General features: G+C 51.9%; 14 protein-coding genes. 8 read left to right on the forward strand and 6 right to left on the reverse strand.

The window, feature by feature from the left end; translation table 11 throughout:
- Positions 1-11 precede the first annotated feature (11 nt).
- Positions 12-1,721, reverse strand: coding sequence for a formate--tetrahydrofolate ligase (locus tag ACOOGA_RS07400; protein ID WP_420430162.1), 1,710 nt, complete (start codon positions 1,719-1,721; stop codon positions 12-14).
- 178 nt (positions 1,722-1,899) lie between these two features.
- On the opposite strand from ACOOGA_RS07400, the gene ACOOGA_RS07405 reads away from it, so the two are divergent.
- The 4 genes from ACOOGA_RS07405 (at position 1,900) to ACOOGA_RS07420 (ending at position 4,832) form a co-directional block, all read left to right on the forward strand.
- The gene (locus ACOOGA_RS07405; RefSeq protein ID WP_420430164.1) at positions 1,900-2,454 is read left to right on the forward strand and encodes a GNAT family N-acetyltransferase; all 555 of its coding nucleotides are present in this window, start codon (positions 1,900-1,902) and stop codon (positions 2,452-2,454) included.
- A 4-nt stretch (positions 2,455-2,458) separates the two neighbouring features.
- Positions 2,459-3,121: an RluA family pseudouridine synthase gene (locus ACOOGA_RS07410; RefSeq protein ID WP_420430166.1), complete on the forward strand. Its 663-nt coding sequence runs from the start codon at positions 2,459-2,461 to the stop codon at positions 3,119-3,121.
- A 288-nt stretch (positions 3,122-3,409) separates the two neighbouring features.
- Positions 3,410-3,556, forward strand: a complete 147-nt coding sequence (locus ACOOGA_RS07415) for a hypothetical protein (protein WP_417458482.1) — start codon at positions 3,410-3,412, stop codon at positions 3,554-3,556.
- A gap of 97 nt (positions 3,557-3,653) precedes the next feature.
- Positions 3,654-4,832, forward strand: a complete 1,179-nt coding sequence (locus ACOOGA_RS07420) for a type III PLP-dependent enzyme (RefSeq protein WP_420430168.1) — start codon at positions 3,654-3,656, stop codon at positions 4,830-4,832.
- Between the two features lie 108 nt (positions 4,833-4,940).
- On the opposite strand, the gene ACOOGA_RS07425 is transcribed toward ACOOGA_RS07420, so the two are convergent.
- The 4 genes from ACOOGA_RS07425 to ACOOGA_RS07440 form a co-directional block, all read right to left on the reverse strand.
- Positions 4,941-6,110, reverse strand: a complete 1,170-nt coding sequence (locus tag ACOOGA_RS07425; RefSeq protein WP_420430170.1) for a sulfotransferase domain-containing protein — start codon at positions 6,108-6,110, stop codon at positions 4,941-4,943.
- A complete protein-coding gene (locus ACOOGA_RS07430) occupies positions 6,107-7,096 on the reverse strand; it encodes a radical SAM protein (protein WP_420430172.1) in 990 nt (329 codons plus the stop codon). The genes ACOOGA_RS07425 and ACOOGA_RS07430 overlap by 4 nt, the downstream gene beginning before the upstream one ends.
- A 162-nt stretch (positions 7,097-7,258) precedes the next feature.
- Positions 7,259-8,062: a hypothetical protein gene (locus ACOOGA_RS07435; protein WP_420430174.1), complete on the reverse strand. Its 804-nt coding sequence runs from the start codon at positions 8,060-8,062 to the stop codon at positions 7,259-7,261.
- Positions 8,063-8,086: 24 nt separating this feature from the next.
- Entirely contained in the window at positions 8,087-8,875 is a 789-nt protein-coding gene (locus ACOOGA_RS07440) for a sulfotransferase domain-containing protein (RefSeq protein ID WP_420430643.1), read from the reverse strand.
- 159 nt (positions 8,876-9,034) lie between these two features.
- Here ACOOGA_RS07440 and ACOOGA_RS07445 point away from each other — a divergent pair, with 159 nt between their 5' ends.
- From ACOOGA_RS07445 to ACOOGA_RS07460, 4 genes are all read left to right on the forward strand, one after another.
- On the forward strand, positions 9,035-10,123 hold the full coding sequence (locus ACOOGA_RS07445) for a class I SAM-dependent methyltransferase (RefSeq protein WP_420430176.1): 1,089 nt from the start codon (positions 9,035-9,037) through the stop codon (positions 10,121-10,123).
- A 77-nt stretch (positions 10,124-10,200) separates the two neighbouring features.
- A complete protein-coding gene (gene wecB, locus ACOOGA_RS07450) occupies positions 10,201-11,298 on the forward strand; it encodes a non-hydrolyzing UDP-N-acetylglucosamine 2-epimerase (RefSeq protein ID WP_420430178.1) in 1,098 nt (365 codons plus the stop codon).
- A 22-nt stretch (positions 11,299-11,320) separates the two neighbouring features.
- On the forward strand, positions 11,321-12,235 hold the full coding sequence (locus ACOOGA_RS07455) for a sugar nucleotide-binding protein (protein ID WP_420430180.1): 915 nt from the start codon (positions 11,321-11,323) through the stop codon (positions 12,233-12,235).
- Positions 12,236-12,238: 3 nt separating this feature from the next.
- The gene (locus ACOOGA_RS07460) at positions 12,239-13,789 is read left to right on the forward strand and encodes a glycosyltransferase family 2 protein (protein WP_420430182.1); all 1,551 of its coding nucleotides are present in this window, start codon (positions 12,239-12,241) and stop codon (positions 13,787-13,789) included.
- Between the two features lies 1 nt (position 13,790).
- Here ACOOGA_RS07460 and ACOOGA_RS07465 read toward each other — a convergent pair whose 3' ends face one another.
- A complete protein-coding gene (locus ACOOGA_RS07465) occupies positions 13,791-15,332 on the reverse strand; it encodes a hypothetical protein (RefSeq protein WP_420430184.1) in 1,542 nt (513 codons plus the stop codon).
- Position 15,333 lies beyond the last annotated feature (1 nt).

The following is a 15,333-nucleotide window of genomic DNA, read 5'->3' on the forward strand; positions in this document are numbered from 1 at the left end:
AGAACCGGCCCTTAGAAAAGCCCAACAACCCGGCCGTCATCCCCCACCCGGATGGAATTGGCGGCGGGTACTTTTGGCAGGCCCGGCATGGTCATGATATCCCCGCAAACCACGACAAGGAACTCCGCCCCCGCAGATAGCCTGACTTCCCGGATCGGCACAACATGTCCGGTAGGCGCGCCTTTGAGGTTCGGGTCGGTCGAGAAACTATACTGGGTTTTGGCGATGCAGATGGGGAAATGCCCATAGTCTGCCTCAAGTGTCTTGATCTGCTCCCGCACCTTTTTATCGGCGATGATATCGCTCGCGCCATATAGCTCGGTCGCGACCGTATGGATCTTGTTCCAGAGGTGAACGTCGTCTCTGTAAAGCGGCTCAAATGCGCTGCCACCCTCGTCTACAAGCTTCACCACAGCACGCGCCAGATCCTCCGCGCCCGCGCCACCATTGGCCCAATGGTCCGCCTCCACCGCGTCCACGTGCAGGCCTTTGCAGATGGTTTTCACAAGGTCCAGCTCGGCTTGTGTATCGGCGGAGAAACGGTTGATGGCAACCACCACCTGCATGCCAAATCGTTTCAGGTTTTTGATATGCCGCTCAAGGTTCACCGCACCGCGCTTCAGTGCCTCAAGGTCCTCCTTGCCAAGCTGGTCTTTCTCAAGCCCGCCGTGCATTTTGAGCGCGCGGATCGTGGCCACAAGCACCGCCGCATCCGGCTTCAAACCGCCCTTGCGGCACTTGATATCAAAGAATTTTTCTGCGCCCAGATCAGCGCCAAAGCCCGCTTCTGTCACCACATAATCAGTCAACTTCAGCGCCGCTTTTGTGGCGATCAAGGTATTGCAACCATGCGCGATATTGGCGAATGGCCCACCGTGGATGAACGCCGGATTACCCTCAAGCGTTTGCACCAAATTGGGTTTGATCGCGTCTTTCAGAAGCGCTGTCATCGCGCCGTGGGCGTTGATATCCCGCGCGAAAACCGGCTTTCGCTCCCGCGTATACCCGATGATGATATTGCCAAGCCTGCGCTCAAGGTCCTTGAAATCTGTGGCCAGGCACAGGATGGCCATCACTTCGCTGGCCACCGTGATATCGAAACCCGCTTCGCGCGGCGCGCCGTTCGCCACCCCGCCAAGCGACGTGGTGATCTGCCTGAGCGATCGGTCGTTCATGTCCACCGCGCGACGCCAGGTTATGCGCCGGTTATCAAGCCCGGTTTCATCGTTCTGGCGCCAGTAGACATGGTTATCGATCATGGCCGCCAATAGGTTGTTTGCGGCGCCGATAGCGTGGAAATCACCGGTAAAATGCAGGTTGATGTCTTCCATCGGCACCACTTGGGCGTAACCGCCACCGGCCGCCCCACCCTTCATGCCAAAACAAGGGCCAAGGCTTGGCTCACGCAAGCAGATCATCGCTTTTTTGCCGATACGGTTCAGCCCGTCCCCCAGCCCCACGGTGGTGGTGGTTTTGCCTTCACCCGCTGGCGTTGGGGTTACGGCTGTTACCAGAATAAGCTTGCCATCTGGCTTGCTTTCGCGGGCCTTGATACCTTCAAGCGAAAGTTTGGCTTTATAATGACCGTATGGTTCCAGCTCCTCCGTCTTGATGCCGAGCTTGTCTTCCGCAAGCACTATGATCGGTTTCATGGTGGCTGCCTGAGCGATCTCGATATCTGATTTCGGTTGCGCGTGCTGGTTCGCCGATGTGTTGGCCATCGCGTTATGCTCCGTGGTTCGTGGCTGCTCGTTTCGGCGGCCTTGTTTATCCCTTGCCGCGCAGTTTGGGCGCGCCCGGCTGCCAAGTCAATTACTCAACCGCCCCTGCGTTTGTCTTGCCTGTGCCTGGCGGCCTGATAGACTGTGCAGCCATACTAACCTGTGAGCAAACCGCATCATGACAAATGACAGTCCTGCACCTTCGCCCTTCAACCACCGTGTCGCAAAGGAGGACGATATCCCCTTACTGCGCAGTATTATGAATGCGTCCATATCCAAGCTTCAGGAGGGTTTCCTGAACGCCAAACAGGTAGAAGCATCGTTTGAGCTCATGGGCATGGATACCCAGTTGATTGAGGATGGCACCTATTATGCGATCCTTGATAGCGATGAAATTGTCGGTTGTGGCGGCTGGTCACGCCGGGCTACGCTATACGGCGGCAATCATACCAAAGGCCGCAACGCGCGCCTGCTGGACCCCAAGACTGAGGCCGCCCGAATCCGCGCCATGTATACCCACCCGGCCCACGCGCGGCGCGGTATTGGCCGCCTGATCATGGAGCTGTGTGAAAAAAAAGCTGCGGAGGAGGGTTTCACCCGTTATGAGCTGATGGCAACACTGTCGGGTGAACCGCTTTACCGCAGCTGTGGTTACAAGCCGATTGTGCATGAAAATGTGCCCACATCCTCGGGCATCACCGTTCCACTGATCAAGATGGGAAAACGTATCTAGTCTCATGAGTGCCCCCACCCTTAAAGATTACGACCCGCCAATGGTGCCGCTTGATATCATCTATGTTGATGATGATATCCTTGTGCTCAACAAGCCCGGTGGGCTTCTCTCCGTGCCCGGACGCACGCCGGAAAAACATGACTGTTTGGCAACCCGCGCGGAAGCCCAGTTTACCGGGGCGCGCATCGTGCACCGGCTGGATATGGAGACATCCGGCGTTATCATCATGGCGCGGCATATGGATGCGCTCAGGCATCTTGGCCGCCAGTTTGAAGACCGCAAGACCGATAAGATCTATGAAGCGCGGGTATACGGCCATGTAGTGCGCGATGAAGGGGAGATCGACCTGCCGCTTCTCATCGACTGGCCCAACAGACCCAAACACCGGGTGGATTTTGAAAATGGCCGGTCTGCTTTCACGCGCTACAAGGTGCTGGAACGGGACGAGAAAACCACCCGCGTTGCCCTCTATCCTGTTACCGGCCGTTCCCACCAGTTGAGGGTGCATATGCTCAGCCTTGGCCATGCCATTCTGGGTGACAACCTTTATGCGGAAGGGGAAGCCTTCACGCTTGCCGACCGGCTTCTGCTGCATGCCCGTGAGCTGACCGTGACGCACCCAGAGACGCTTGAATCGATGACTTTTACCGCACCAGTGCCATTTTAAGGGACTGATCGGCCACGAGATTCACGTTCAAAATTGGCCGAAAAACGCCACTTTGAAACCCGCATTCCCCTGCCCAAAAAAAAGTCTTGCAATGCGACTAAAAAAAGCGCAAATGCCGCTCAGACGTAAAAAGCGCACGTGCCACGACTCCCGGGCAACCCTGTCGTTCCCCACTGCAAGACATGGGAAAGACATCCGGTAGACACGTACGGGTAACGACGCAAATCGTCCTTTGTTGATTGGGGTACGGCCAGGCCGCACCAAAGTTGATTGAAGGGGTTTGCCGGAATGATCCGCACGACAAAAATGGGCGCGCTTTCGCTACTGTCTGCCTCCCACGAATTTGAAGCCAACCGGCAGTTCCTGCCGCGCGAGATGTTTGATTATTTCTCAAGCGTCATAGAGCTGACCTATATCACCGCGCATCCTGCGTGATGCGCCAAACACCGGCCTATGCTGGTGGTCCTGTTCCGGCACCGACGAATGTTCTGGTGCCAGTTTCTGTCATCCTTTTTAGATAGGGATCAGGTCGATGCAGGTTATTGAAGCTTTCCGCCCACTACCACAGAACCAAAACTGGGCGCTTGATGGACTAAAAACATACATGAGCGCAGAAGAAGCCATTGCCGGTGAGCAGTGCAACGATTCTGTGCATCTTTTTTACCCTGAAAAGCTGATGGAAACCGCGCGTCGGTTCCTCGCGGGTTTTCGGGGCACCAACCTTTATGCGGTGAAAGCAAACCCGCATGAGGCAGTGCTCAAGCACCTGTGGCAAGCAGGCGTGCGTGATTTTGACGTGGCGTCGCTTCGTGAAGTTGAGCTGGTGGCCAAAACACTGCCGGGCGCGAACCTTTATTTCATGCACCCGGTTAAAAGCCGCCAGGCTATTCGCTATGCCTACGCTATGGGCGTGCGTGGTTTCTCTTTTGATAGCCTTGATGAGCTTGTGAAAATCGAGGAAGAAACCAGTGGTGCATCTGACCTCAAGCTGTTCCTGCGCCTTGGTGTGGTTGTCAAAGGTGCAGCTTATGAGCTGAGCGGCAAGTTTGGTGCGCCTCTTGATATCGCACCCCTCATCCTGCAGCGCGCGCGGATGTCGGCGCAGCGCCTGGGTGTTTGTTTCCATGTCGGGTCTCAGTGCATGAATCCGCAGGCTTTTACGGATGCCATTTCGCAAGCGGCAACTGCCGTGAAAGCTGCCGGTGTGCATCTTGATGTGATCGACGTTGGTGGTGGTTTCCCTGTGGCCTACCCCAGCATGGAGCCGCCTGCGCTTGAGGAATTTTTCACCGTGATCCACCAAGCACTCGACGCCAACGGCTTCGGTGGTACCGAGACCCTGTGCGAGCCCGGCCGTGCACTTGTGGCGGAAGCGGGTGCTGTCGCCGCGCGTGTTGAGCTGCGTAAAGGCGAAGACCTGTATCTGAACGACGGCACCTACGGTGCGCTGTTTGACGCAGGGGTGCCTGAGTGGCCCTTCCCGATCCGCCTTGTTGCGGCAGACGGTCGTGAAACCTCGCGCGAGACCATTGGTTACCGCGCTTATGGTCCAACATGTGACAGCTGCGACAAGATGGCGGGCCCGTTTCCGCTGCCTGCTGATGTGCGTGAAAGCGACTGGGTGATTTTTGAGCACCTCGGCGCATATGGCCATTCAATGCAAGCCCGCTTCAACGGCTTCTATTCCGAGACCATGGTCGCCATCGTTTAATAAGAGCAATTGGGTGCGAAAGAAAATACGCGGCTTTTGATGTGATACACTGCGCTGCAAGACAAAAAGGGGCGTCCATGACGACGTCCCTTTGGGGCAACCGGTTGATTAGTTTAGTTCCTTTACACCGGGATAACCAAGAGTTTCCATTACGACAAAAGAGATATGCTTGTTTGCTTGGCTCTGCTGCAAGGGTGACAGAACTTCCCGCCATTCCTCTTTCAGCCCGCTGCGGAAGTGCGGATTTGCATCTTTCTCACTAACTGAAAGTTGCTCGGTCGAATACCCATAGAACGCAGCAATCTGCTTCATATGACCCAGGGCATCTTCCCGCATGTCCTCAAAGCGCAAAACTAGAATTTCCGGCCCACACTGATCAGCGATCACCTGACACCAGCGCTCCATCCAACTCATGGCCTTGGGTAACCAGCCATCAATGTAAAAATCAATCTTTTCGCCAAGGCTCCATTCAGCCCAGGCGGAAGGGATATGTGGATCGAGCCTCGCCCTATAATGAAGGTTCTGAGCGACGAGGTTGCGATCTACATGATGGATAAACGACAACATGGCTTGTCGCGGGTCTCTCACTTGCAAGACCAGTTTATCGATGCCCGCGCGGCAAAGTGCCTGGATATTATCATCACTCGCATCAAGGTGGTTCCATGACGACCGTCCCCCCCGGGCAAAAAGCTTGGCCGCTTCAATAACGACTTGATCGCTAGGAAAATGGTCAAGTGAGATACGAATATCTGGTAGGCTGAATTCATGTTGTATATTCTGCGCGAGGTAGAAACTTCCGGCTTTTGGAAGTGTGCATAAAAATATCGAAGTTTTCTCTGACGAGGGGCTATTTCTGACTTTGTGCGCCGCGGAAACATTCAGGTGATACAGTAAGCTGTCTTTATCCCCCATATATGTCAAAGCGTTACCAACAAACGGATTGTGGATATAGCTCTGTATGAGCGTCGACGAATCTAAAGTAGCAAGAATAACCCTTGAGCCAAGATCCAGAAGACCAAGCTCGGCACAAGACTGTGCAATATAAACCAGCGCTTCGGTGGAGGGGCTAATATTGGTTTGGTGGCTCTGGCTCAGATTGGATAAGGCCGCCTGATCACCATTATTAGCTTTTGAGATACTATCCAGATATCCCACAGCCATTTCGCGTGTGACACCGGGAAACAGGTTGGCGATGTCCTGCGCCAGGGCTATTCGACCCTCATCCTTTAACGCGCCAAACAGGCGCTCAGCAGAAATTGGAGAATACCTCTCTCTCATGGATGGTGACCAACCGGTGTAGCCGAGCCATGATGAATATTTGCTCGTACATCTTCAGAACAATTTCTGCAAAATATGGGTGACTGGGTAGTATAGGCAGCCAGGAATTTCTGAAACGCGGGCGAGTGCCAAATTTCCGGCAGGCCCTGTTTACCCAAATTCTGGTACCCCAGTACACTAGGGTCCCACTCTACACAGCAGGGCGTCAAATATCCCTCAACGGTGACACCCGGGTCGAACCAAGGCGCCATACACATGGGAAGGGCCGTTTTCTTTTCTACATATTTGCTAGAGAAATAGATCTTCAACTCGGGTAAGCGAGGTCTCAATTCGGCGAGCCATTGTTCCAGCAAAACAGTGTCTTCCAAACTCAGGCCCGCATCGCCATCATCATGATCAATATAACATTGAATAAACACATTGCATTTAACCACCTCAGATAACAACTGCAACGTGGATGGAATATCCAGTAGGTTTTTTTTGCTCGCCACCATCGTGATGCCAAACCTCAAACCCTCATTCTGAAAGGCTGCAAGACGAGTGGTGAGCTTCTCCGTGTCTGTACCGGCACGTGTGCGTTCGGCAAATACAGGATTGAGACTATCGACCGAGACATTGAAATTCGTGAGCCCTGCGAACTGCAGTTCCCCATAGAGAGAGGTCGGCTTTGCCAACGCGTTGGTATTGCAATGCAAGCTCCCAAACTTTCTACTCTCTGCTGCTATGGTGACAAGTTCCTTGTACTGGGGGTGCAACAGTGGCTCTCCTATTCCATGCATCACCAAAAGCTTGGCGGGCGGCAGGTTGGCAACCACATTTCGGAAAACCTCGACGCTGATATGACGGTTGGTCCACTGATTTTTCTGGATATCTATCGTGCGAATACATCCTACGCAGGAGAGATTACACCATGTCGAAACCTCAACTGTCACACGACCTAACTCAGTCGGGCACTCACTTAGATTGTTGATATATTTTGCTGTCACACTTTTCTCACCTGCAATTACACGTAGTAGTATCATAGTATTCTTGTGGTTTCAGGTTAACCAACCAACACTTCACGTATCGAGGAAACGTTCTGTTGACTAGCCACCCACACAGCGTGGCACCTTCTGAATACTTCCTTGCCTGTGCTCGATGACTTAAGATCATGCCACCGCAGATTTGTCGACACTCTCTCTTTTTGCCACTTCCAGACTTTGCTGAAGCGCCACGTTATATCCGTACATGACTTCATCAAACGACTGTACTTCAAATATCAACACTACGCGTTCCTGCCCCTCATGTACTGGGCCGTGAAAATGTGGTTGACTGCTATCGAACACCACTATGTCCCCGAGCGCGGCTTCAACCTTCGTGAAGCCTCCCGTATATTCCCGCAGTGCATCGTCTGGGATCTCTAGGTATGAATGCGATGATTTTTTATATAGAGACCTGATGGCTTCGCTTTGCTTTACCCAACAAGCATCACCAACGTACAGATGGCCACCCGTTGCCGCCACATCGCTCAAATAGAAATAAAACTTGAGTGTTCTCACACGATCAAAATGAGGAACGTAAGGAATAACACTCGGCACCCTGGCTACGTGCCTGGATTTAACAAGTTGTATCCTCGCGCCAAAAATCGCCGACGGTCCCAAATATAACGTCGCCAAGTCCGTCGCAAACGCCTTCTCAAAAATTGTCTGCAAAAAATGCGACGCACCGGATGAATGCTCCCCAATCCACAGAGAATTCGAAAACTGGACACTGCACGCGTCTGATATAATAAAGTGGGCAACCTCATTGGAGTGGTGCCGGCACCCTTGGGCTTCGCCTTCGAAGGCCGCGCTTCCCATCTGGACGAAACGCTTTTGGTCCTCTGGCGGCAAGAAATTCCGCAACACCATATAACCGTTTTCATCCAGCTGCCGTTTGTACCGACGTATTCCAGCGCTCAAAAACTGCTTCATCTATTGTCCACCTCACTGTTGACCTCAGTCAATCAGGAGACGGGAAGCAAAATCTGTACCATGAATTCTCGCCGCCATAGCATACAGCTTTTCCATTTCGAGCTTTCCCATAACAAGACCGCTCGGAACAGAGCACTCCTTCCGGGGGTTCGCTCTGGAATATTCACAAATCGCTTTACTGCTAATACCGAGAGAAAAGCGCTCATTGACATTATGCAGAAGCGCCACATTATCCCGTTTCAAGGCTGCATAATCTATCACCAATAAACGATTAAATTTGCGGAAGGAATTTTCCCAGTTGGCGACATACTGAATATACCAAGGCGCTACATTCTCTATTAGAAAGGCCAGTTGCTGGTCTGCTGAAACCTCCAAATATCGCTGCAAGGCGCAGGAAGAAATCTGAAGTGGTGCCCACAACGCCTGCCCTATGGCGTCTATTTCTTCCTTGCGTGCATGAGCTTGCTTCACCATCACGTGGTGCCAACTCAAAAGACAGTCAACAAGATTTCGCCGGTTAAAGACAACGGCCACGTTTTCCCTATTAGCATGATAGGCAAGTGCCGGTGTAGCAGAAGGGTGAAAGTGTGCCACAAATGGTGTCGTCCGCGTTACCTGCTGCTTCAGTTTTTCCACTGAAAGCTGAGGGCTATGCCAAGAACTGTGACCATCTGTTATACTCGGCTCCGTCAGCGCGTGGGTTATCCTTACCAGCTCACAATCCAAGAGCCGCGTCAGTGCTCGAGCAACAAAGGACGTACCACTCCGGGGCATACCCAACACAAAAAAACCAGCGGGCCTTTCCGCAGCCATAATCACATTTATTCTCCCGTTATTGCCATTCACCTCAAAACATGAAGATGATGCAAACCATGACGACTAGGGCCGACAGACATCAAGAAACTTACATTAGCCACAATGTGTATACTCACCATGTTTTAGTTTTAACAAACTCTGGTATGAGCATCTAAAATGAGCCACACAGAAAAAACAATTCTGGTATTTCCGTTCGGGCCACCAGCATCAATAGAATTTGCCAAGGCTTGCCAAAGCCAGGGGCACACGGTGATTGGTGCCTCCTCCCTCACGCTTGAACCCACGAAAGAGCTTGCTAGCGGGTGGCTGCGGTTACCTTTTTTCAACGCACATGACTTTACAGAGCGACTGCTTGCAGGTCTGAAAGAACTGGACATAGACGAAATTTACTGTTGCCATCCATTGGTTTATGAAAAGATAAACGATATCTGTGCAACAGAAACGACACGTGCGTCACTTATCTCAAACAATGGATGGCAAGACGATCTTACGTCCTTTCGCTCTGCCGAAGCTCTCGTCAACCTCTATCACAGCAAAAGTAGCTCCTGTAAGCTCGCCCGCGCGCAAATAACGCCGATCTACTATCAGACCCTTAAAATCCCCGGCTGGTGCAGCACAGAGAAGATTGCGGCATTCATCGATGTTTTCGACAGCGTCCCCAAGGGAGACATCATTGAAATTGGCGTCTGGTGCGGAAAGTCCGCAACGGCGCTTGCAATGCTATCCCGCCATTTCGGGCAAGGCAACCTGCTTTGTATCGACCCCTGGGCCAATACAAATACCTTTCAGGAGGAGGACGAGGGGGTCAACAAGGCAATGCTGACTTTCGACATGGATGAGGTTTGGCGTCACTTCATTTGCAACATGCTTGCGCTCGTACCGAACCATATCAACTATATCCGTGCCGCGTCAGCAGCAGCTCACGCCAAATATGCTGAGAACTTACGGATTAAAACTGTCGAGTTTGGCGAGACCCAATATGCGGGCCGGATCGCACTCCTGCATATCGATGGAAACCACGATCAGAAAATCGTATCACAAGACCTTCGGAACTGGTGTCCACACCTGACCCAAAATGGCTGGCTTGTCATTGATGATTATGTCCACGCATGGGGGCAGGGACCAAGAATTGTCGCGGACGCATTTTTGTCAGAACACCGCGACGACATCCTGCAATCTTTCGTTTCAGGGTCCGCTCTTTTTATACAAATGAAGAACCCCGTATCACCAAGATTGTGGACCTAGGCATCGACAATTGTCTTGGAGCCTTGTATTCAATATGGTCTTATATTGTTCAAGCACTTAGCAGACTGGGGGCGCTGATGAAAATCTTGACCATCTTAGGCACCCGACCAGAAATTATACGCCTTTCACGCATCATCCCGAAACTGGATGCCAACTGCGACCATGTGGTTTTGCATACCGGTCAAAATCACGACCATGAACTAAGTCAGGTCTTCTTCGAAGAACTCGGCATCCGCAAACCCGACGAGTTTCTTGGCCTCAACGGCAAGACTTCACTACAGCGCGTAGGGGAAATTCTGTCTGGCTGTGAAGAAGCTATGCTGCGGCTAAAACCCGATAGAATTCTAATTCTTGGGGATACCGATTCCGGCATGGCCGCGTTTACTGCAAGTCGATTAGGCATTCCGGTTTTTCATATGGAGGCCGGGAACCGCTGCTTTGACAATAGAGTGCCGGAAGAAACCAACCGCCGCGCCATTGACCATTCGAGTAACATACTGTTGCCATATACGGAAAACAGTCGGCAAAACCTGTTGCGAGAAGGGATATCCTCCAATCGGATTTATATAACGGGCAATCCAATCCATGAAGTGATTCGTGGTATGGCTTTGAAGATAGATTCTTCAAAAGCTCTCGATACCTTGAATCTAAAAAAGAAAGGATATTTTCTGGCCACCTTTCACAGAGCCGAAAATGTCGATGTGCCCTATCGCCTGAAAAATATTGTGGCCTCTTTAGATGATTTGGCAAAAGCATACATGGTGCCCATCGTTGTAAGCTGCCACCCGCGCACAAGAGCCAAACTGAGTGAGCTGAACATAGAGCTGCCTGACACCCTTAAGTTCTTGAAGCCGTTTGGTTTTATTGATTTTCTGAGCCTTCAAAAACATGCTCTCTGCGTCCTGTCAGATAGCGGAACAGTACAAGAAGAGTGCGCAATCCTGAAGGTGCCGAACGTGACTCTTCGAGACGTTACCGAGCGTCCAGAAACACTTGATGTAGGTAGTAACTTCATCGCCGGTGTAGATCCTCTCTCGATAGCCAGAGCCGTAAAATACTGCCTTTCGGAGGACAGTGAGTGGAGGGCTCCTCAGGAATATTTAGTGGAAAATGTAAGCTCAATCGTTAGCCGGATACTGCTAGGCCACTTTGAGGGCCTCAAGGCCCAGATGTGAAGGGCCAGGATAAATATCAGCAATGAAAGCACAGCGAAAAGTTTTGGTCTTGGGTGGCACCGGCATGTTGGGATGGGCAGTAGCTTCCCTACTCGCCCGACAGGCCAACTTCAACGTTACAGCTACCTACAGCCAATCATCGCCGCTTGGTTTACCAAACCTGCAATGGCAGCATTTCGATTGTTTGCAGTTTAAGGAAGGCGTTGTAGAAGGGTTTGACTATGTCATCAATTGCCTTGGTTTAATTCGCCAAAAGATCGACGTGGATAACCTAGAGCATCATATGCGCGCCATTGAAGTGAACGCCAGCTTCGCCTTCAAGCTGGCTCTAGCGTGCAAGAAGTATCGTGTTAAATGTATCGCGATCGCCACGGACTGCGTGTATTCGAGTGATGACGCCCCTTTTCGGGAAGACCACCTTCACTCACCAACCGACATCTACGCCGCCACAAAAAGCATGGGGGAGGTATGCTCCGATAGCATGGCACACATCAGGTGTTCAGTTGTCGGTCAGGAGTGGTCCGAAACATCCGTATCGCTTATGAGCTGGCTTCTTAGTCAACCCGAAGGCAACCGCGTGCCTGGGTACATTGATCACCTGTGGAATGGAGTGAGCAATCTGCATTACGCCCGTGTCCTGATAGGTATGATCGAACAGGAAATTTTCTGGCAAGGTGTCCAACACCTTGTGCCTGGATCAACAATCAACAAAGCCGATTTACTCAGGGAAATTGCGGTGTCTTTTGGTCGTCAAGACCTTGTTATAGACCCGATCTCATCTGGCAAACCCAGCAACAGACTGCTCTCCACATCTAATACGGAAATGAACCTCTCCTTGTGGCGGGCTGCGGGCTATGATCAACCGCCGGATATTCCGTCCATGATACGCGAGCTATCGAAAGTGACCGCACAAATACAGCCTTTGGAGTCAGCATGAACGATGAATAAGCGCATCCATGTTGCGGACCTGCCCCGCCAAGAGTATCTGGACACCCTTCATGTATTGGCTTCCCCTCGGCCCAGCTGCGAAACAACCGTCACAACCGAGTATGCACACAGCAATGCTGAATGCGAGCCCAACTGGTTATTTGAAGACCTTGATGGCGCCCGCCAGCTAATCGCCGACCGCGGCCAGTCGTTTGATGATCATACCATTCCGCAGATGCGCAGCACCTTGGTGTTTCATGGCTCGCAGACGTTCACCCCCGCAATGCAGAACATTGCACTCCAAGGCGCAGCGACGGAATATTGTATAGTGATTCTCGCCAAACTCGCAGACTTGGAGTTTCTCGACCCGTTGCTTGGGGACGAATGGATATTTCTCTCACACGCGGATGAGAGACACCGGGGCGAACACGACCTTGCAGCACTATGTTGGTTTCGAGATGGTAAAGCTCAAGCCCAACGACCCTCGTTTTCCGTGATGACACCACTTTACAACCACGGGCCATTTATTGAGGAAACACTGCTTTCTCTTCGCACTCAAAGCTATGAAAACTGGGAAGTTATCGTCGTCAATGACGGCTCCACAGACGATGGCCCCGCCCGCGTTGAAAAAATGGCTGCCGACGACAAACGCATTCACCTCATCAACAAAGGAAACGGGGGTGTTGCCACCGCACTCAATCGAGCTATCCGGGAGGCCAACAACGAGTGGATCGCATGGCTCTCCAGCGACGATCTATTTCTTAACCAGAAGCTTGCGCTTCATGCTGCGTTGGTTAGAAAACTTGGCAACGAGAAGCACGTTGCCTTCACAAACAACCTTACCTTCACAACAACAGCGGAAGACGCCATTTATCCCTATCCTGCCAGCCCCCTGCAGTTTGCTACAAACGATAACTTGAAGGTCATGATGTCCGCCAGGAACATCATCAGCGGAATCACGCCAGTCGTACATCGTGATCTTTACCTGAAGGCAGGTGAGTTCGACACCAGCCTCAAGTATACGCAGGATTACGATATGTGGCTTAAACTGTTGCGTATCTCCCCGTTCATCTATCTGCCTGCTGCGACAACAGCTACACGCCTTGGGCCACAACAAACAGCAAACCAGCAATACAGCGCATCACGGATCGAAATTATTACTTCCTATTACAAGCACTTGGCCAGCATTGAACCAAGGCATAAAGGGGGAACCGACCGAGCAACGGTCATGGATGACGTTCTACTGCTGGTGTCTGCGGCTGCAAATCCCCGGTCTTTTTTTACTGCTATTGGAATGGGGAAATTTTTCTTGGAAAAGGCAGCTGAACTCCTGAGACCCTTTGTCGATAGCGAAACAGAGATCCAGTCCTTGAAGCGTCAACTCTTTGCCGCGACACCAACTGTCCCCTGGTCGCTGGGGGCACATGCCGACATCAACTATCTGTGTGATCTACTGCGGGGTAAAACACCGATCAACTGGTCGTTGGATATTGGTCTTTCGCGGGTCAAAGAAGAGTGTTCCGTTGAAGAAATCCGCTCTCTGCTAGCTATGTCAGATATCTGAGTTACCGTTGCTCAAGCAACATGCTGTATACCTCTTCGTGTAACTTCGTCATCCGAACCGGGTCTCCACGTAATGCGGCAACGTGACTTCGGCATCTCTCTTTAAGGCTTGCGCTATCAATTGTATCCGACATGTATGCGAGCGCCAAAGATACAATTCCTTCTTCCTTCCCCGGCGCAACCACGAGTTCAGGCAAAGCAAATTTATAAGCTACGGACCATTGGTCGCTCTTATAAGGTCGCCTGACATCGTCCCCAACACATATGCTTGGGATTTCCAAAGCCATCGCGTCCTGCACCGTTATGCCGCCCCCAGATGGAAAGGTATCAATCAGCAAATCTCCCAAGATCAGATGACCAAGATAATTGCGTCCCCAAGGTACGATGCGAATTCTCGACGCCACCTGGTTTGGAAAACGCGCCAGGAAGTTTTCTTCTTCGTTTTTGGGTATCCCCAACGTCAGCAAGAAGATCCGCTCATTCCCCGACAGGATCTTGGCTAGAGTGTCACAATATTGGGCGCTGAACTTTGTGTACCTGCCTGCAGCAACCACTATTCTTGCCGTCGCGGGGATATCTATCTCGGACCTGTAAGCCGGTTGGACATCGTCGCGATCAGGGAGGGTCGTTTCTACCGGCACTACGACCCCGTCGACGGGGCACTCCATAAGTAGTCGTTCATCGCTCGCGACCACAAAGTCTGAGTTGGGCGCGGCAAAAAGCGGCGGCGGTCCAACCACAAGAGAGCATCTGAGGATATTGGGTAGAGATGCTGACAGGAGTAGGCCCTCGGCGGATGCTAACGCACAATTGGTAACCAGCAGATCCGGTCGCCAATCATGCAGGCGGCGTGCAAGCTTGGTAACCCGCCCGGTTACGGTTAGGTCTGGTTCGAGAAAAAGCATCCACCCCTTTGCTTCGGCCAAGTGAATAAGCGCTGCGGTTTCTTCAGTGTTATAGAGCTTTTTTTCATCGTCTGTAAACACGAGCCCAAACTCGAATTTGGAAGTGTCATGTGCATCGATCATAGACAACAATACTTTCGCGAGTACTGAGCCAACTTGTGCCAAATTTGTGCCGACATAGAGAACCTTTGGCTGCAGTGGATTGACCTCACCTTGTTGCGCCATCGAGGTGATTGTCAGTTGAGCTTTAAGATCAGCTACTGCCCTTTCCATCCCAGCTAGGGCTAAAAAATCGAAGCGATAATCCTCAACACCTACACTTTGCGTCGTATAATATTGCCACCGCCGATAGCATTGCACGATCAGGTCTAGATCACCCGACTGGACGGCTTGGTGTAAGCCAGCCTGCAGGACTTCCCGCGCATCTTCCAGCTTGTTATTTTGGGTAAGCAGGCTTGCCAGTCTTTCAGAAATTTCAGCTGAATGCCCTGTCAGTTCAAATGCGCGCCTAAGGCACACCTCCGCCAGGTCCAAGTCTCCCGCAGCCTGCCAGTGCTCAGCGTCACGAAGATTGGCGTCGACGCGAACCGTAAGCTCGCGACTGTCCAATCCACTATGTACCTCGTCTGCCTGCCCCATC

The organism is Kordiimonas sp. (genome assembly GCF_965216265.1).
Lineage (GTDB): Bacteria > Pseudomonadota > Alphaproteobacteria > Sphingomonadales > Kordiimonadaceae > Kordiimonas.